The sequence below is a fragment of the Enterobacter cloacae complex sp. OE43NF genome (assembly GCF_023544405.1).
Taxonomy (GTDB): Bacteria; Pseudomonadota; Gammaproteobacteria; order Enterobacterales; family Enterobacteriaceae; genus Enterobacter; species Enterobacter cloacae.
Genome location: NZ_JAMJFW010000042.1, coordinates 14,812 through 33,770, shown reverse-complemented (window position 1 = coordinate 33,770; position 18,959 = coordinate 14,812). Strand labels below are relative to the sequence as shown.

Here is an 18,959-nt window from a genome sequence, read left to right as displayed (position 1 = left end):
CAGTTCCGGGCACGCTACCGCCCGTCGCTTTTCCTGTCATTCAGGAACCCAAAGCGCATAAGGTCGGGCAGGCAGATTGTGTTTTTCTTTGCTGAACGTCCGCGGTTACAGGCGTTCAGCAAAAACGGCGGACGGGAGGACCCGTCCGCACGAGACTCAGGCGGTGGCGCGTTCGTTCCAGGAATCGGAATGAATGATGTTGCCGTCCTTGTAGGTCCAGGTGATTTTTTCGTAGCGCAGCTCAATCTGCTCGAGGTGGTTGTGCTTCTCGAAAGACGGATCCTTGATGTCATGCATCACCGGATTCACCTTCACCACCTTCACGTTTTCCAGTCTGGTGTTGAAGTACTCCACCTCCTGGCCGGCATCGTTGATTTTGTACCACTTGAATTCCGCAGACTTCAGGGTCTGACCGGTGGTCACCGCCTTGTACAGGTACGGGCTGGAGGAGTCGATCTCCTTGGTGAACAGGAACGGCGTGTGGATACGGGTGCCGGTCAGCTTGCCGGTGTTGTTGTCGGTCGGGATGTACAGGTTGTGTTCCTGCGCCACCACTTCGATGCTGCCTTCACGATCCTGAACGTCCACGGAACCTTTGATGTCCGCGCCGCCATCGTCCTTCAGCCACAGATAAACAGGAATTGCCATGTTAATTACTCCATTTCATTTTTTGAGACGCCATCATCCTGCGATGGCGCGGGGGTATTGCCCGGCAGCTGACAGGCATTCGCCTGCGGCACCAGACTGATTTCGACACGGCGGTTCAGCGCCCGGCCTTCCGGCGTGTCGTTGGTGGCGACAGGACGGCTCTCGCCGTAGCCCTGCACCGCAAAGCAGCTCTCCGGCACGTCGCCGGTGTCGCGCATCCAGTCGCGCACGGACTCCGCACGCTTAAGCGACAGCACCTGGTTGGACGGGTCATCGCCCGTGCTGTCGGTATGACCCGCTATCACAATCAGCCAGCCGGGCTTCGCCTTAATTCCCACCAGCGAATTCACCAGCAGCTTAGTGGTGCCGGGTTTCAGCGCCCATTTGCCGGTGTCGAACAGCGACATGCTGTCGAGGCGGATGATTTTCGGCGCGACCTTTTCCACAGGCTTCGGTGGAGGAGGTGGTGGCACATACGAGCGGATCGCTTCCAGCACCGGTATTCGCAGACGTACCCCCCGATAAAGCCCCAGGCCCAGCCGGGCCGGTACACCATTGCGTGCCTGCTCATCCAGCAGCGCCGCATCCTCGCGCAGCACCTGTACGGCGCTGGCTTTAGGACCGTAATCATCCATGGCGATGCTGTTGTAACGGACAATATCGAAGCTCACGCGTTGCAGCAGCTGGCGGTTGTTCCAGCCACTGCTGAGCAGTGCAGCAATGGCCGCCAGCGTGAAAATCCCGAGCGCACAACGCCAGGTTCGCTCACGCGGTGTCAGGCCCCGCCCTTCCGGCAGTAATGGCAGAATAAAATCCGGGAACAGGGAGATGACCGTACTGTCCGTTCCCACCGGCTGCCAGCCAGACACCTGCTGCATCGCGGTGTGACGGGAAAGCCACGTCGTCCAGGCCGATGTGGCCAGGCTTCCGGCCAGGATCGGCCCCATTCCCCACAGCACCGCAACAGGTGCAATGACCGGCACATCGGGGTTCTCATCCATAAAAACTGCCTGGACATGCTGACGAAACCAGTTCATCAGCACCTGTTGCTGCACCGCAGGCGTTCCGCCGGAGGTAACCCATTCAGCAACAGAACCCGGGGCTGAAGATTCACGCCAGACCCTCACCCCTTCTCCCGGGAAAACCGCCTGCCAGAACATGTCATTCGTCATCGCGCTGCCGACCTGACCATTCAGCACCAGCGGCACAGAGTGACCGGTTGCTTTACGCAGCTGACTGATGTGCCAGCGCAGGGTCAGCAGTCGACTGGTCAGGGCTTCGCTGTCAGGGTGCTGCTGCGGGCAGACGCTGACCATCACCGACAGCTGACGTCCCCAGTCAGGACGTAACCACAGTATCTGACGGGCGACCTGCGCCAGATCATGATGATCCTCCACGCGGATCCAGCATCCCTGCGTGACAGTGAGTACCGGTGACGAATGTGGCCAGGCCAGAGGCAGATCGCCACAAACCAGCACTACGGGCTGACGGTAAGTGGCGTCAGGCAGGTCCTCCAGGCGCAGGGTGACATCATGCTGTTCACGGCGACGGGCGACAGTCCGGAACGCCAGGATAACCCCCAGTACCACCAGCAGAATGAGCACAGAAACCCACCTGGATACCGGCAGAAAACTCAGGCAGACCACGGCACTTAGCAGGACGGCCCACAACGCCAGCCCGCGCTGTTGTGCAGGACTCATTTCACGGCCCCCGGTAAAAGGGTTAGCAGCAACTGGTCCAGCCAGCGATCCAGTCCCCACCAGAGTGCAGCGACCACTATCACGCTCAGACCAATACGTACGGGCCATGACGCCAGCCAGCCGCCCATGATTCCCCGCCCGGTATGACTTTCCGCCAGTACGGGGTGGGACTGTGGATAGCTGAACGGCGTGACATATTCACTGAGTGCGTTGACAAGTTTCTGGCGCTCCGGGTCATTCAGTGAGCGGTAACTGCCGAGAAAACCCAGCATCATGACCCGCTGGAAGCAGGTCACGACAGCGTGGTCAGGCGCCGGTTCACGCAGCACATCGCGCATCTGATCGCACAGCGTGTCGCCGGCGTCCATAGTGCCGAGGAAGTGCCCCTGCAGGGGAATGTCATACCACTGCACACAGGCGTCATCTTCCACACCACGACCTTTCACCGCCTCATCGAGCAAGGCGCACTGTGCAGTAAGAATATGCTGACAGCTGGCTTCATCGAGTTCGCTCGCTTTCAGCTCACGCTGCACACGTTCGACATCAGCAATACAGCGCTCCCACAGCGTGCGCCCTTCGCCCGCCTGAAACGTCGGACCGTGACGCAGGCTGATCACCTGCAGCCAGGTGTCCTGCAGCAGGGCATCAATATCAATGGCCGCGGCAGTGCCGCGTTTACGCTCACTCATGTTCTCAACACCGCAAAGAGTTCAAGTTCAGGCTCGCCGAGCATGCCCGGAACGTAAAACATGCAGGTACCGCCCTGAAGCATTTCAGTGGCCTGAGGATGAGAGACATCAAGACTGAAATACTGATTTTCCAGACGTAACGGAATGGCTGCCGGTACATGGCGCAGCGGCGTCAGAGGCACGCCGACCCGCGATGAATTGACGATACTTCTGACATGATCGGGGCTGCCGACCTTACACTGGCGCGGGAAATGCTCCTGCAGTTGTGCCACCGGTACCGTTGAACGCACCGAGAGGTAGTAATCAGCCCCTTCACGCAGACGTGGGTCATGCAGACGGGCCTGCCAGAAGTGAAGCCGGGCATCATGCTCAAGCTCAATCGCTACCACCCGCGACGGCAGGCTGGCTTCGAGCAGGTCACCCAGTAAATCAAACAGCGGCGGGAATACGTTATTCTGTTGCTCGTGCTGCCAGACCGGGATCGCACTCACCTGATGCTCCAGCGAGAAAGTCAGCAGACTGCCCGCCAGGCGTGCCAGTTCCGGATATAGACGCTCCGGCGGGCTTTGCGGGTGGCGCTGAAACTGTCCGAGCACGGGTTCTGCGCTGTTCAGGGCATTGAGCAGCCAGAACAGGGACACATCCGCCACGGCAAAATCGGCCATCCGCTCATTACTTTCCCGGCGCATGGCCATAAGCCGACTCAGGCGTACACGTAGCTGGCTCATCAGTTGTTCCAGCTGGGTCATCAGCCAGCGACTGCCCTGCAGAGCCAGCAGTGGCGGAAGAAACGTCTCATCCAGTAACCATGCACCCTGCGAATCCTGCTGCAGGCGGGCAACCGGGCAGGTCAGATAATCGCTGTTGTCCTGACAGGCAAACCGTAGCGTCAACTCAGGTTTCATCACCGCAATCTGGCGGGTATCGTCCCCATAAGCGTTGCGGATATCCCGCCAGCGCTGGCGATAGCGAACAGGGCGTTCGGCCACCGCATCGGGTGTAAGACAGTTGCCGCCATTCGCCCGCAGCAGCGGGAGGGCCAGCACCACCACCGCATCCTGCGATCCACTCTCAAGCGCCAGCACCGGTGGCAGATCGTCAGCATTATCAGTGTCGATAAGCGTCCCGTCAGGGAAACGAATGTGCAGATGACGAGCCTGCAGGCGGCCCAGTTTCAGTACATCCGGTTCGAAAGTGGCATCAATCACTCCCCAGGGATGGGAGAGACCTAACCGGGCGATGCATTCCGCAGACCAGGCCGCATACGCGGCCTGTTGCTGGAAGTGCTGGGGAGAGACCATCTGGCCCCTGCCCCATAACGGTTGTTCCGTTTTCATTGGCTTCCTGCCTTAACTTACGCTTTCGCTTTCGGCATCTGGCTCACCAGCGACAGGTTCACGTCCATGCCTTCCACCTGGAAGTGCGGCACCGCGAACAGCTTCACGCGGAAGAAGCCCGGGTTGTCCTCAATATCTTCCACCACCACCTTCGCATCGCGCAGCGGGTGTGAGGCCTGCAGTTCGTCGCCCGGATCGGTCATTTCGGTCACCAGACTGCGTACCCATGTATTGAGTTCCAGCTCCAGCAGACGGCGATCTTTCGTCGTACCGATATTTTCGCGCTGAATCAGCTTCAGGTAATGCGCAATGCGCGACAGCAGGAAGATATACGGCAGACGGGCGTTGATGCGGCTGTTGGCGGTGGCGTCGGCGGTGTCGTACAGCGCCGGTTTCTGCGCCGAGTTCGCCGAGAAGAAGCAGGCGTAATCACGGTTCTTGTAGTACGACAGCGGTATAAAGCCCAGGTTGGCGAATTCAAACTCGCGGGTTTCCGGGATCATCACCTCTGACGGGATCTTCACCTGGTTGCCGGTACCCAGATCGTACAGGTGGATCGGCAGGTCTTTCACAGCCCCACCTGCCTGCGGGCCACGAATTTGCACGCACCAGCCGTTGTTGATGAAGCTCTTCACCATGTTGGAGGCGAAGGAGAAAGATGCGCTTGTCCACAGGTATTTTTCGTGGTCCGGACCTTTCACCTGCTCAACGTAGTTGAAACTGCGCACCGGCACCGTGTCCGGACCGTAAGGCAGACGCCCCAGCACGCGCGGCATCACCAGGCCGATATAACGGGCATCGTCGGTGTCGCGGAAGGATTTCCATTTGATGTATTCGGCACGGTCGAAGTAGTTACCGATGTCCTTAATCGCGGCCACCTCTTCCATCGATTCCTTGAGGAAGAATTTCGGCCCGACGGCACCGATAAACGGCATATGCGCGGCGGCAGAGACTTTAGAGATATTGCGCAGCAGCGCCACGTCCTGCGGGCTGGCATCGAACTCATAGGCGGAAATGACTGAACCAATCGGCTCGCCGCCCGGGGTGTCGTATTCAGCGGTATAGGTGTGCCAGTACAGGCCGCTCTGGATAAGTTCCGGCGCATCTTCGAAGTCCTGGCGCAGGTCGTCTTTGGACACATCCAGAATTTCCGTTTTCACGTTCTGGCGGTAGTCGGTGTTGTCCACCAGCTGCTTCAGGCCGCGCCACAGGGATTCCACTTTCTGGAATTCTGCATGATGCATCACCGCATCCAGCTGGCGGCTGATCTGGAAATCCAGCTCTGCAATATGGTGGTCAATCAGGGTTTTATCGAGTTTTTCCACTGGCTGGCCGGATTTGCGGATGCAGTCCATAAATACCTGCATTGCCGCTGTCAGGCGCTCACCTGCCGGAGCATCAGACAGTGCGGCATCGTCCAGAAACGCATTGATATCGCCCAGGCTTGTGGCCGGGGTCAGGTTGATTTTGTCGAACAGGGAGGCGTAGACGCTCTCTTTTTCCAGCACAGTGGTCTGCCCCTGCGCGGAGCCATTTTCAGTATTAACAGACATCAGCATTCTCTCGTTTAATCCATTAAAAGACGCGCCCGTTTTTATTTCGGGGCCAGGGCACTCATTTCGTTACGTAATTCCTGAGACAGCGCCGGGTCCTTAAGAATTTTCTCGAGCTCTTTTCTGAAAGTGGCGTTATCCAGCAGATTGGACTTGAGGTCACGTAATAAATTACGCATCGCCAGCATGGCACGTAACTGAGGAATTTGTCGGGCCACCTGTTCGGGTTCAAAATCTTTCATATCTGAAAAGCGCAGCGTCACATTCTCTTCCGTACGCTCACCCGCCAGCGTATTCGGAACCGTCATATTGACCTCCGGGTTAAATTCCGAAAGTACACTGTTGAGGTTATTTTTGTTGACGTTAATTTTCTTTCTTTCAGATAATGGTCGGCTCTCTTTACCGTTACTGAAATCACCGACAGTGAGTAATTTAAGGGGTAGCTCAACTTTCTTCTGCGCCCCTCCGGTATGCAATGCAAGTTTTAAATTAATGCGTGCCTTAGGCACTTCGTTCTGGAACGTATCAGCCATAGCAGTCCCTTTCCTTAAGGAATGTTTGTTGAAGTTAACGACGTTTCTGAATAAATCGATATTAGAACAAAACGCTACAATAGATCAACCACCTGGAATCAAAGGCCAAATTAAGACATTCCTTAAGAATTTTACTCTATATAAATAAAATATGGTTTTGCAGCATGCCTTTTCATAAAGAAATATCAACCACAACTCCGAAAATAGTCAGCGTTAGTGGCTATTTCTGCGAAAAAATGAAGATCCATATCCAAACAAAGCAACGTTATTGATTTAAATCAATACAAGAGAAAATATCTACAGCGCTACCTAATAGTATGACCCGCATCAATGTTTACACGCTTCCGCAAGACGCGACACCCATTAAAAAGTCCAATAGTGGACAGTTTTTTTAACGAGATGCGATATATTCAAATTATGAATATTTCGCTTAATTTAAAAAAACTGAGCAACACCCAGCGCTGTAAAACACAGTATCAATGCAGCGCCATCTTCACGATCTAGAATGAACAGAAAAGCGCTGGCACGTGATATCGGGCCAGCGCAGTATCAGGAGGGGAAATAAATTAGCGGACTCTCGTTTTTCAGTGCTTCACAATATACATCGTACGGCTGTACGCCACGTCTTCAGGATTATTGATCGGATATCCCTTCACCCAGGGTTTAATCAGACGTCCGTTGGTGTACTGGTAGATCGGCGCAATTGGCGCTTTTTCCGTGAGGATCTTCTCCGCCCGGTTGTAATCCGCATTACGGGCTTCCGCGGTGGTTTCAAGCGTCGCCTGATTGATGATCTTATCGTAAGCCGGGTCGTTAAAGCGGGAGATATTGCCGCTGTGGGTTGATGTCAGCAGCGACAGGAAGGTAGATGGCTCGTTGTAGTCCCCGACCCAGGACGCGCGGATCACATCAAAATTCCCTGTGTTTCGGCTATCGATATAGGTTTTCCACTCCTGGTTTTGCAGTTTGACGTCTACCCCCAGATTCTTCTTCCACATCGAAGCCACCGCAATCGCGATTTTCTGATGGTTCTCTGAAGTGTTATACAACAGGGTCAGCTTCAGTGGACGCTGAGGGCTATATCCCGCCGCCTGCAGCAAGGTTTTGGCCTGCGCGTTTAGCTCCTGCTGCGACATCTGCTCAAACGGTGATGTCTCTGGCGTGAAACCTGCCGTCACATCAGGCGTGAAATGCCAGGCTGGTTTTTCTCCCGTACCTAACACTTTTTCCGCCATAATCCGGCGATCGATGGTCATACTCAGCGCCAGACGCACGCGGGAATCGGCGGTCGGGCCCTTTTGCGTGTTAAATGCATAGTAATACGTTCCCAGCTGCGGCGGCGTGTATACCTGTCCAGGAATATCCTTGAGCAATTTCTGGTACAGGTTTTTCGGGAACGACTCGGTGATATCAATATCACCTGCCAGGTAGCGTTTGGTGGCGGAAGACTCCTGATTGATCGGAATAAACGTCACTTTTTGGAGAACAGTTTTCGCGTTATCCCAGTAGTGGGTATTCGGCACAACGACCAGCTTCTCATTCACCACACGATCTTTCAGCACATAGGCACCATTGCCCACAAGGGAGCCCGGACGCGTCCACTCTATACCGCTTTCGACGTTCGCTTTCTGAACCGGATAGAACGCGAAGTTTGCCGTCAGGTTGCTAAACCACGGCAGCGGTTTATCGAGCTGAACGCGTAACGTTCTGGCATCCACCGCCGTTACCCCCAGCGTATCGGGCGCGGCTTTGCCATCAATAATCGCCTGAGCGTTGTTAATGCCTGCCAGAGCAGCAAACCAGGCAAACGGCGAGGTGGTTTTCGGGTCAACCAGACGCTGCCAGCTGTAGACAAAATCCTGCGCCGTGACTGGCGTGCCGTCAGACCATTTTGCATCATCGCGCAGGGTAAATGTCCAGATGCGGTTATCGTTACTCTGCCAGCGCGTCGCCACGCCCGGCGTCAACTCCCCTTTCTCATTCTGATTGACCAGGCCTTCAAACAGATCGCGAATCACCTGAATCTCGGGTAGCCCCACGGCCTTGGCCGGGTCAAGCGACGCGGGCTCGTCTTTGATGTGTCTGACCAGCTCCTGTTTTTGCGCCAGCACCGTCCCCTTTGGCACATCAGCAGCGTAAGAAAATGACGATAGCCCGCAAAGGCACAGTGCAGAAAAAAGCAGCGAAACAGGATGCTTCATGAGATCCCCTTTAGAAATCGGTAATACGCGAATGCGTAATTATTTGTTTCGAAACGGCGAAATGCAAATACCTTAAGCCGGAAAGGTGATATCTGGCAATCTTCGTTCTTCGATGAAACTATTTGATTAAACGTGGGTTTTGCACAACACTGCCAGTAAGCACTTCTTTATCAGGATTTCCTATGGCAGTTACCCGACCAAGAACGGAACGTGGCGCTTTCCCGCCAGGCACCGAACATTATGGCCAGTCTTTCTTAGGTGCACCGCTAATCTGGTTTCCCGCACCGGATGCCGATCGTCATAGCGGCCTGATTATTGCGGGAACGCACGGCGATGAGAACTCCTCGATCGTCACCCTCTCCTGTGCGTTACGCACCCTTGCACCGACACTACGCCGGCATCATGTGATCCTGACCGTCAACCCGGATGGCTGTCAGCTTGGGCTGAGGGCGAATGCGAGAGGGATAGATTTAAACCGCAACTTCCCGGCGGCCAACTGGCGCGCCGGTGAAACGGTATACCGCTGGAACAGCTCGGCTGAAGAGCGTGACGTGGTGTTACTGACGGGAGAAAAACCCGGCTCAGAGCCAGAAACACAGGCGCTCTGCCAGTTAATCCACAAAATCCACCCCGCATGGGTTGTCTCATTTCACGATCCGCTGGCCTGTATTGAAGATCCCCGTCACTCCGCACTGGGGCAGTGGCTTGCCGATGCCTTCGCCCTGCCTCTGGTCAGCAGCGTCGGTTATGAAACCCCGGGGTCATTTGGTAGCTGGTGCGCCGATCTGGATTTGCACTGCATCACCGCTGAATTTCCCCCGATATCTTCCGACGAAGCCAGCGAAAAATACCTGAAAGCGATGGTAGATCTTCTGCGCTGGCAGCCTCAGAGATGAAGCACTCCGCTGGTGAAGGTGAGCGCAGGCGAAACGTCAACCGCCAGCCAGGTTGGGCCATCGAGATCGGCAAACCGGACCTGATTCACCAGCGGTAGCGCCGCATTAATCGCCCGGGAAGTACAGAGCATGCATCCCAGCATCAACGTAAACCCCTTCGCCTGTGCCTGCGACGCCAGCGCCAGCGCCTCGGTCAGCCCACCGGTTTTATCGAGTTTGATATTCACCATCTCATAGCAGCCCGCTAAACCGTCGAGACTCTCGCGGGTATGGCAGCTTTCATCGGCGCAGATCGGCAATGGGTGGATAAAGTTCTTCAATGCCGCATCATCCTGTACCGGAAGCGGTTGCTCCAGCATAGCCACACCCAGATCGGCAAGCAGCTGGCAGCGCGCGGCCAGCCCTTCCGGGTGCCATGACTCGTTGGCGTCGACAATCAGCGTTGCGTCCGGCACCGCCGCGCGAATGGCGACCATGCGTTCACTGATCAAGCGATCGTCGAGTTTCACCTTAAGCAGCGTGGCACCAGCCTCAAAGAGCGCTTTTGCACTGGCAGCCATCTGCTCCGGCTCGCCAATCACCACGGTTTGCGCGGTCACCACTTTCTCCGGAAGCGTCACGCCAGCCAGCGACGGTAAGGATATCTGCTGCTTCGCCGCCTCAAGACTCCACAGCGCACAGTCAATTGCATTACGAGCCGCCCCGGCAGGTAAACGCTGCTGTAACGCCTCACGAGTCAACCCGGTTTGCAGGTCAGTTACCAGGGTCATAATTTGCGCCATCACCGAGGCAAGGCTTTCTCCGTAGCGAGGATAAGGCGTGCATTCACCAACCCCTTTAACCCCTTCTTCTTCTATTTCGACCACCACCACGCAGGCTTCACTTCGGCTGCCACGGGAGATCACAAACGGGGTATGCAATGGCCAGGCTTCTTCATAGACCTTAACGCTTCTCATCACTGACTCCTTGCAGCCCGGTAAGGCGAAAAAATTGGTTTGCCGTGTTATCCGCTGATGGCATACACTAGCCTCGACGTTAACTATATGTAAACAGGAAGATATCTATGTCACAACTCGTTCATTTCCAGGGCAACCCGGTTGCTGTAGCAGGTTCCATTCCTCAGGCTGGCAGCAAAGCGCAGGCTTTTACTCTGGTGGCTAAAGATCTGTCTGACGTCACACTGAGCCAGTTTGCTGGCAAACGCAAAGTACTGAACATTTTCCCAAGCATTGATACCGGCGTCTGTGCCGCATCCGTGCGCAAATTCAACCAGCTGGCCACTGAAATGGACAACACCGTGGTGCTGTGCGTTTCAGCAGACCTGCCATTCGCGCAGTCCCGTTTCTGCGGTGCTGAAGGTCTGAGCAACGTCATTACCCTTTCAACTCTGCGCAGCCCGGATTTCCTGGAAAAATACGGCGTTGGCATTGCTGAAGGCCCACTGAAAGGCCTGGCGGCGCGTGCCGTGCTGGTAATCGATGAAAACGATAACGTCGTGTTCAGCGAACTGGTCAACGAAATCACCACCGAACCTGACTACACCGCTGCGCTGGAATCGCTGAAAGCCTGATTATTTACAGGCATTTTATAAAGCTTAGCAATGTAATGAAATAAAAGGTTTATTTAAGAATAGACCTTGCGTTCCAAACCTCGCCGATGCGGGGTTTTTTATTGCCTCAACAGCTGAATCGTTAAAGCAAAAACGTTCTAAAATCACATATATCATGAAATAAAAACGTTCCATTCTCACCATAACGAGATCGCTCACGCATAATAAAGGTTTAAAAAACGCAATTTCTCCGCCAGTGAAGCCCATCACATTTCCCTTCTCGCCTAAACATTAGATTTGCTTACGTGATCAAAAATCGTTTCAGCAAAAGGAATTAAATATGAAGATTAAACTGGCTTTTACGGTTCTTGCGGTACTGATATCTGGACATGCCGCCGCTAAAACCTGGGTGCTGACAAGCGCTGAAAGCGGCGTGGAGAAAGGAAACTGGAAAATTTCCAGCGATGAGCTGAAGTTTCAGGGACAGCCTTTCAGCATCGAGCAAAAAGTCCTGCATGGTGGCAAGCAGGAAGGCAGCAAGGTAATTGTTATCAGCAGCAAAAATGGTCTGACAATTACCCTCAGCCCGACGCGTGGGATGAATCTGCTGCATGTCGAAGGCTTTGGTACCCGAATGGGGTGGGATTCTCCTGTCAAAGAGGTGGTGAATCCGGCCTATATCAATCTGGAAAGTCGAAACGGACTTGGCTGGCTGGAAGGTTTCAACGAAATGATGGTTCGTTGCGGCTATGAATGGACAGGCCACCCGGTCACGGCTGACGGTCAGATTTATACCCTGCACGGCAAGGCGGGAAATACGCCTGCGTCGCAGGTGGAAGTCGATGTTGCTGATGCCGCACCGCATGAAATTCGTATTCGCGGATTAATCAAAGAGAGCACGTTTAAAAAAGCAGATCTGCAGACGATGACCGAACTGCGTTACGTACCGGGCAGCAACCAGTTCAGCCTGCATGATGTTCTGACTAACCATGCTGATTATCCTCATGATTATCAGATTATCTATCACAGCAACTTTGGTACGCCAATCCTCGAAGAAGGTGCCCGCTTCCTTGCGCCGGCCGCCAGCATTGGTCCTTTCAATGACTATGCCAAAGCGGGTCTGGATAACTGGCAAACCTACGCCGGCCCCACTCAGGGCTTTGATGAAATGGTCTTCAATATCAAACCGCTCGCGGATAATAATCATGAAACCCTGGCGGCAGTGGTCAATAAAGCGGGAGACAAAGGTGCGTCAATTCAGTTCGACACGCGGCAGTTGCCTGTCCTGACCTTATGGAAAAATACCGATACGCTCAAACAGGGCTATGTCACTGGTATTGAGCCGGGAACCAGCTACGCCTATCCCGTCACCATTGAACGCGAGCAGAAACGCGTTAAGCAGTTACAACCTGGCGCCAGCACGCAGTTCGACCTGACCTATACCCTGCTTCACAGCAAGGAACAGGTGAAAGAGGTTGAACAGAAAATTGCGGGGATTCAGGGAGAGACAAAAGTCGAGGTAGTTACCACGCCTCTGGCGAAAGAGTAAGTGCAAAAAAAGCCTCTTTACAGAGGCTTTTATCGTTATTCGTCACCCTTCTTGTGGTTGAGTCCATATTCGCGAAGCTTATTCGCAATCGCGGTATGGGATACCCCCAGGCGTTTTGCCAGCTTACGCGTGCTTGGGTAGCTGCGATAAAGCTGTGTCAGCACGGAACGCTCGAAACGGCTGGTAATATCATCCAGCGAGCCTTCCATCGCCTCTTCGCCCACCGATACCGTTCCGGCATCGTAATCCGGCAACAGGATATCCTGTGGACGCAACTCGTACCCTTCCAGCTGCGTCAGCGCACGATAAACGGCGTTTTTCAGCTGACGAATATTTCCCGGCCAGCCGTAGCGCGTCAGCACCGTACCCAGATCGGCTGACAGTTTCGGACGCGGTACCCCCTGCTCGTCGGCGAAGCGTGCCACAAACAGCTCCGTCAGCGGAATGATATCTTGCGGACAATCGCGCAGCGGCGGAATGTTTAGCGTCAACACGTTCAGTCGATAGTAGAGATCTTCCCGGAACATCCCTTTCTGTACCAGCTCAACGAGGTTTTTCTGAGTGGCACAAATCACGCGCACATCCACGTGAACTTCGTGATCCTCCCCTACGCGACGGAAGGTCCCATCGTTCAGGAAGCGCAGCAGTTTGGCCTGCATGCGCGGCGACATTTCGCCAATTTCGTCCAGCAGCACGGAACCGCCGTTCGCCTGCTCGAAGAAGCCTTTTTTGCCTTCCGGGGCGTGGCCAAACAGCTCGCTTTCGACCGCATCCTCAGGAATAGAGGCACAGTTCAGCGCCAGATACGGTTTTGCCGCGCGTGGGCTGGCAAGATGCACGGCGTGGGCCAGCAGATCCTTCCCGGTCCCGGTATCACCGGTAATCAGCAGCGGCGCGGTCAGGCTGGCGAGCTTACGGGCCTGATCGACCACATGACGCATTTTCGGGCTGACGGCAATGATCTGGCTGAACGCTCCCACATCCTGGCTGGAGAGATTTTGCAGCTGACGGCCCATCCGCACGGTAGAGCGCAGCATGATAACGGCCCCGGTCAGAACGCGAGTGTCGTTCTCTCCTTTCAGGTACACCGGCGTAATCTCCATCAGGAAATTCTGCCCGTTGATCACCACATGCTCGCTATGCGTATTTTGCGGGTTGCTGTCCAGCCAGCGCTGGAAATTAAACCCCGGGATCAGCTGCGCGGCATGGTGATGAGTGAGCTTGTCCTGGCTCTGGGCGAACAGCTGGCAGCTCGCATGGTTTACCCGCTCAACTTTGCTTTTCAAATCCAGTGACAGGAAAGGCTCTGGCATGGCTTCAAGCAAGGCGCTCAATGCGAGGTGCTCACGCTCAGACGGCATCCAGGGAATGGTGCGTACATCCGTAACGCCAGCGATACGGCGGATTTCAGCCATCAGGCTGCTAAAAGTATTAAATTCAATTTCGGCAAAATTGAGGTAAATTCGCCCGACAGGATCAATCTCGATGCCACGTAAGTCAATGCTACGTAAAACAAGGAGATCGAGTAACTCGCGGGTCAGACCGAGACGGTCTTCACAGAAGACTTCAAGACGCATGGGAAATTCACCGTTTTAAGCCAATAACCTTAAAATGATATGTCAGAACACGGTGATGCGGAAGATGGCTGTCAAGAAAGATTGACAGCCAGCACGATAAGTAAACAAACCGGTTACTGAACTGGTTTTTTATTGAGCGTCTCTTTGAGCTGCCCAATCAATTCACGACGAAAATCGCCCAGGCGCGGTTTATCTCCGTCGATCCACGGCAGTGGTCGGCAGACTTCCATCGCTTTAATGCCCAGACGTGCGGTTAACAACCCTGCCCCAATTCCCTGCGCGGCACGCGCTGAGAGACGGGCCGCCAGATCCTGCGACATCCAGTCCATGCCGACTTCGCGCACCAGCTCACTGGCACCGGCGAAGGCGATGTTCAGCAACACCAATTTAAAGAGCCGCAGCCGGCTGTAGTAGCCAAGCTCAATACCGTAAAGACTGGCGATACGGTTTATCAGGCGCAGGTTACGCCAGGCGATGAACGCCATATCCACCAGCGCCAGCGGACTGACCGCGATCATCAGCGTTGATTCCGCCGCAGAGCGGCTAATCTCGCGCCGCGCCTGAGCATCCAGCACAGGCTGCACCATATGCGAGTAGAGCGTCACCACCTCCCGGTCATTTTGCGTTTCGTGAATGGCGGCATACCAGCGCTGCAGTGCCGGGTGCGACTGGTCAATCCCCGCCTGCGCCGCCAGCTTTCCGCAGAATGCCCGGCCTTTTCCGGTACCGTGGCTGTGCAGCAGATCGCGTGCTTCATCCCGTTCATGCGCACGCTGCCTCAGACGCCACAGTCGACGCCACTCGGTGACAACCGACCCTACGCCTGCCCCCACGATCAACGCCCCCGCGGCACAACCGCCCAGCGCCACCCAGTCCTGGGTTTGCCAGGCGTTGATACCCCATTGCACGCCTTGTCCCACCACGCTTACGCCGAAGAGCGCCAGCCCGGCCGTAACCATCTTACGCCACAGGCTACGTTTCGGACGTAAAGCCGCCTCAACGACCGCTTCCGCCTGGCCCTCCTCAACGGACGGCTCGTCAGCCAGGGCCGGAGCAAAATGTTCTGCCTGCTCGCCGCTGAACGTCTGCGCCGTTTTAAAGGCCTCCTGCTGCGCCTGCTCAAGCGTCCCGGTAAAGTCAATGCGGGGTTTTAACGGTTCCGTCATCGCAATTTATCTCCAATCAAAAACTCCAGCGCCGCATCCAGACGAATGTGCGGTAATGGCTGATCGACGGTCATGACCTGTGGGCGGAAGGCTTCAAACTGGAAGCCCTGACTCTGCCAGAATGCCTGCCCCGGAAGGCGTGCAGGCACTTCGCCCGGATACACGGTCAGCGGTTCGCCGTCGCTGAGGCGATTCCCGCGCAGGGCCGGGATTTTCTCGCCGTTAAGATCAATCAGCCCACTTTGCGTCGCCTGTACGGAAGCCAGCCCAAGACAATCCATGCTGATCCCTTCGAACGCCGCATTTTGCCAGGCGTCCTGCACCAGTTGCTGTAACAGCGACACCATGTTGGCATGCTGATCAACCGTTACGTGATCGGCTTTGGTGGCCGCAAACAGCAGTTTGTCGATCACCGGGGAAAAGAGGCGGCGAAACAGCGTACGCTGTCCGTAGTGAAAACTTTGCATCAGTTGCGTCAGCGCCAGGCGCATATCGTTGAAAGCCTGCGGCCCGCTGTTGAGTGGTTGCAGGCAGTCCACCAGTACAATCTGACGATCGAAACGTAAAAAGTGGTTTTTATAAAAACCTTTCACCACTTTTTCACAGTAGTAGTTGTAGCGCTCGCGCAGCATCCCGGCGTTGGTGTGCTTGTCTGCCTGCGCCAGCTTTGCCTCTCCCACGCCATCCACGTCGGGCCACGGGAAGAACTGCAGCGCAGGCGCACCCGCCAGGTCGCCCGGCAAAACAAACCGTCCTGGCTGGATGAAGTGCAGCCCTTCCTGTTTACACTGATGCAGATAATCCGTCCAGGCTTCGGCAATCGCCGCCAGGCGGTTCTCATCTGCGGGTGCCAGCGGATCTAAACCTGCGCATAACTGCCGCCATTTTGCCGACCACTCCGCGCGGTGACCCTGTAACAAACCGGTCATTTGTCGCGACCAGCTGAGATAATCCTGCGCCAGCATGGGTAAATCGAGCAGCCATTCGCCCGGGTAATCCACAATCTCCAGATAGAGCGTGGAGGTATCCTTGAAGTGGCGCAACAATGATTCATTGGAACGAAAACGCAGCGCGAGACGGATTTCGCTCACCCCTCTCGTGGGTGTCGGCCACGCGGGTGGGTCACCGTAAAGCTGTGCCAGCCCTTCATCATAGGTAAAGCGAGGGATACCGAAATCGCGCTGGGGAACGCGCTTAACGCCCAGCAGACGCTCTTCCCGCACCGCACTGAGCAGCGGCAGGCGTGCCCCGGCGTGCAGGTTCAGCAGCTGGTTAACCATCGCCGTGATAAACGCCGTTTTGCCACTGCGGCTAAGCCCGGTGACCGCCAGACGCAAATGGCGATCGACGCCTCGGTTCACCAGAGAGTTGAGTTCGTTTTTAAGTCGCTTCATCGCCGTCCTTCGTCGCTGGAAGCCTGGAATGACTTGCTTCAGAATACAGTAAATGGGGGCAGATCGTTGATTATCAATTCATAATTATTGCTATTGCCGTTTTTTCTCCAGTAAGATGAACGACATTGCCGTCCCGGAGTGAGTAAGGTGTATGTCACCCACCATCTATGATATTGCGCGCGTTGCTGGTGTTTCTAAATCAACCGTGTCCAGAGTGTTGAATAAACAAACCAATATTTCTCCTGAAGCGCGAGAGAAAGTGCTGAAGGCGATTGAAGAGCTAAATTATCAACCAAATAAACTTGCCCGCGCTCTGACCTCATCTGGCTTTGACGCCATTATGGTGATTTCCACCCGCTCAACAAAAACCACTGCCGGTAATCCTTTTTTCTCCGACGTATTGCACGCCATAACCGCCAAGGCGGAACAGGAAGGGTTTGATGTTATTTTGCAAACGTCAAAGAGCAGTGAAGATGACCTGCTAAAATGCGAAAGCAAAATAAAGCAGAAAATGATCAAAGGGGTCATTATGCTGAGTTCGCCTGCCAATGAATCCTTTTTCTCACGGCTCGATATGTACGGTGTGCCGGTAGTCGTAATCGGTAAAGTTGAAGGCGACTTTCAGAATATTTACTCCGTCGATACCGACAATTTTCATGACAGCGAGATGCTGACCGACACGTTTATTAAAAACGGGCGGAAAAAAATTGCCTGTCTGCATGCACCACTCGATTATCACGTGTCTATTGATCGTCTTGCGGGTTATAAAGCCAGCCTGGAAAAGGCGAATATTGCTGTTAACCCGGACTGGATCATTGATGGCGGTTATACCCATGAGAGCGCACTTTCAGCGGCCATTACGTTGTTGTCTTCTTCCACCCCACCGGATGCGGTATTCGCCACCGACAGCATGAAATTGCTGAGTCTTTATCGCGCTGCGGATGAGTTAAATTTAATGCTACCTGAGCAGGTTGCCGTGGCGGGTTACAGCGACCCGATGCTCTCCCTGATTCTGACGCCTGCGCCAGCTGGATTTGATATTCCCACCCGCAAGCTAGGCGAAGAGAGCTGCGACCTGCTTTTCAGGCGTATCTCCGGTAAACCCGCCCCGCATAAGGTGCTGATTGAAACCCACTTTTCGTTCGCTGATTCTCTTCGCTAAAACCAGGGGCTGATAGCCCCTGGTGAACAGCCGATCAGAAGGCGTAATTCACGCCCACGCCCGCATAGTGGAATCGATCGCTTTCGCCTTCATCGTGATTTTCCCATTCATAGGCATACTCCAGCGTCATTGAAAGACCGTTATTGAAATCGTAGGCATAAAGCAGGCCCAGACGGTTGAAATCATGCCCTTCACGCTCAGGATCGTCTTGCCAGTCCCAGTTTGACCAGCGGTCGAGCCCCAGGCGGGTATACGGCGTCAGCGTGGTATTGCCTAATGAAATGGGTAAATAGGCGCGGATCTCCTGCGTTGAAAACTCACCGTTATTACGTGAACTGTCCATATTGAAACCGCGCTCTAAATAGTAATTCACTTTTGCCGCGAAGGTTTCATTAATGGTCCAGGTAAAGCCCGTTTCTGTTTCAACGCGACTGTCGGCATAACCCGTTTTTTCCAGGTCATTGGCAAACTGATACATGGCAAACCAGCCGCCGAAACGCCAGTCATCGCTTAACTTAATATCCCAGTCTGGTTGTATTTTGTAGCGCTGCATATTCGCGCTGCCGTCTTTCGCGCCGTGTTCATCTTTGAAATGATAACCGTAATTACGGAAGCCGCCGGTCAGGCCGAGGGTAAAATCATCGGTTCCAATAAAACGATAGCGCAGCTCGAATTCGGGACGATCAAAATAGGTCCCGCGGGTCATACTGCTGTAATCAACGGGGCCTTCCTGATACATGGCAAGGGAAATCGTCCACGCATCCCATGTGGCGTTAAACCACACGGAGGGTTCATATAATCCGTCTTTATCATCCCCCTGACCTTCGACGTTTTCAATTTCATACATGGCACCTATATTAAAATTCCAGTGTGGTGCCGGTTCTGAGGCGTGTGCGTAGCTAACCCCTGCGCATAGAATAAGCGCAGCACTTCTTAGTAGAGTACTCATTAAAATATTCCTTTATAATGGACAAACAAAAAAACCGGAAATTAATATTTCCGGCG

At 54.6% G+C, this 18,959-nt stretch carries 16 protein-coding genes; 4 read left to right on the top strand and 12 right to left on the bottom strand.

All coding sequences use genetic code 11. The features are described 5' to 3' along the window. Window positions 1-156: 156 nt before the first annotated feature. From hcp to M8370_RS17785, 7 genes are all read right to left on the bottom strand, one after another. On the bottom strand, window positions 157-648 hold the full coding sequence (gene hcp / locus M8370_RS17815) for a type VI secretion system effector Hcp (protein ID WP_038985100.1): 492 nt from the start codon (window positions 646-648) through the stop codon (window positions 157-159). Between the two features lie 5 nt (window positions 649-653). Beyond that, a complete protein-coding gene (locus tag M8370_RS17810) occupies window positions 654-2,348 on the bottom strand; it encodes an OmpA family protein (RefSeq protein WP_250021518.1) in 1,695 nt (564 codons plus the stop codon). Continuing rightward, a complete protein-coding gene (gene tssL / locus M8370_RS17805) occupies window positions 2,345-3,037 on the bottom strand; it encodes a type VI secretion system protein TssL, short form (RefSeq protein ID WP_250021517.1) in 693 nt (230 codons plus the stop codon). The genes M8370_RS17810 and tssL overlap by 4 nt, the downstream gene beginning before the upstream one ends. Continuing rightward, window positions 3,034-4,374 (bottom strand): type VI secretion system baseplate subunit TssK, encoded by a 1,341-nt coding sequence (gene tssK / locus M8370_RS17800; RefSeq protein ID WP_250021516.1) that lies wholly within the window; start codon window positions 4,372-4,374, stop codon window positions 3,034-3,036. The genes tssL and tssK overlap by 4 nt, the downstream gene beginning before the upstream one ends. A 17-nt stretch (window positions 4,375-4,391) precedes the next feature. Beyond that, complete coding sequence (tssC, locus tag M8370_RS17795) at window positions 4,392-5,927, bottom strand: type VI secretion system contractile sheath large subunit (protein WP_045294366.1); 1,536 nt, start codon at window positions 5,925-5,927, stop codon at window positions 4,392-4,394. A gap of 41 nt (window positions 5,928-5,968) precedes the next feature. After that, window positions 5,969-6,460, bottom strand: a complete 492-nt coding sequence (gene tssB, locus M8370_RS17790) for a type VI secretion system contractile sheath small subunit (protein ID WP_013096428.1) — start codon at window positions 6,458-6,460, stop codon at window positions 5,969-5,971. A 584-nt stretch (window positions 6,461-7,044) separates the two neighbouring features. Further along, a complete protein-coding gene (locus tag M8370_RS17785) occupies window positions 7,045-8,661 on the bottom strand; it encodes a peptide ABC transporter substrate-binding protein (protein WP_250021515.1) in 1,617 nt (538 codons plus the stop codon). 182 nt (window positions 8,662-8,843) lie between these two features. Here M8370_RS17785 and mpaA point away from each other — a divergent pair, with 182 nt between their 5' ends. Next, window positions 8,844-9,557, top strand: coding sequence for a murein tripeptide amidase MpaA (mpaA, locus tag M8370_RS17780; protein ID WP_013096425.1), 714 nt, complete (start codon window positions 8,844-8,846; stop codon window positions 9,555-9,557). Here mpaA and ycjG read toward each other — a convergent pair. After that, window positions 9,548-10,513, bottom strand: a complete 966-nt coding sequence (gene ycjG, locus M8370_RS17775; protein WP_250021514.1) for an L-Ala-D/L-Glu epimerase — start codon at window positions 10,511-10,513, stop codon at window positions 9,548-9,550. The genes mpaA and ycjG overlap by 10 nt on opposite strands. Window positions 10,514-10,620: 107 nt before the next feature. On the opposite strand from ycjG, the gene tpx reads away from it, so the two are divergent. Together tpx and M8370_RS17765 are read left to right on the top strand one after the other, a co-directional pair. Then, window positions 10,621-11,127 (top strand): thiol peroxidase, encoded by a 507-nt coding sequence (gene tpx, locus M8370_RS17770; protein ID WP_013096423.1) that lies wholly within the window; start codon window positions 10,621-10,623, stop codon window positions 11,125-11,127. Between the two features lie 319 nt (window positions 11,128-11,446). Then, complete coding sequence (locus M8370_RS17765; RefSeq protein ID WP_095439533.1) at window positions 11,447-12,655, top strand: aldose 1-epimerase family protein; 1,209 nt, start codon at window positions 11,447-11,449, stop codon at window positions 12,653-12,655. A 35-nt stretch (window positions 12,656-12,690) separates the two neighbouring features. Here the strand turns inward: M8370_RS17765 and tyrR are convergent, their stop codons facing one another. The 3 genes from tyrR to M8370_RS17750 form a co-directional block, all read right to left on the bottom strand. Further along, window positions 12,691-14,232 carry a transcriptional regulator TyrR gene (gene tyrR / locus M8370_RS17760; protein WP_013096421.1) on the bottom strand — a complete coding sequence of 514 codons (1,542 nt, stop codon included), beginning with the start codon at window positions 14,230-14,232 and terminating at the stop codon, window positions 12,691-12,693. Between the two features lie 113 nt (window positions 14,233-14,345). Further along, a complete protein-coding gene (locus tag M8370_RS17755) occupies window positions 14,346-15,398 on the bottom strand; it encodes a YcjF family protein (protein WP_161657673.1) in 1,053 nt (350 codons plus the stop codon). Next, the gene (locus M8370_RS17750; RefSeq protein WP_194500093.1) at window positions 15,395-16,792 is read right to left on the bottom strand and encodes a YcjX family GTP-binding protein; all 1,398 of its coding nucleotides are present in this window, start codon (window positions 16,790-16,792) and stop codon (window positions 15,395-15,397) included. Before M8370_RS17750 ends, M8370_RS17755 begins: the two co-directional genes overlap by 4 nt. Before the next feature lie 151 nt (window positions 16,793-16,943). Between M8370_RS17750 and M8370_RS17745 the strand changes: the two genes are divergently transcribed. Further along, a complete protein-coding gene (locus M8370_RS17745; protein ID WP_114518853.1) occupies window positions 16,944-17,954 on the top strand; it encodes a LacI family DNA-binding transcriptional regulator in 1,011 nt (336 codons plus the stop codon). 34 nt (window positions 17,955-17,988) lie between these two features. Here the strand turns inward: M8370_RS17745 and M8370_RS17740 are convergent, their stop codons facing one another. Continuing rightward, on the bottom strand, window positions 17,989-18,903 hold the full coding sequence (locus M8370_RS17740; RefSeq protein WP_038419574.1) for an OmpG family monomeric porin: 915 nt from the start codon (window positions 18,901-18,903) through the stop codon (window positions 17,989-17,991). Window positions 18,904-18,959 lie beyond the last annotated feature (56 nt).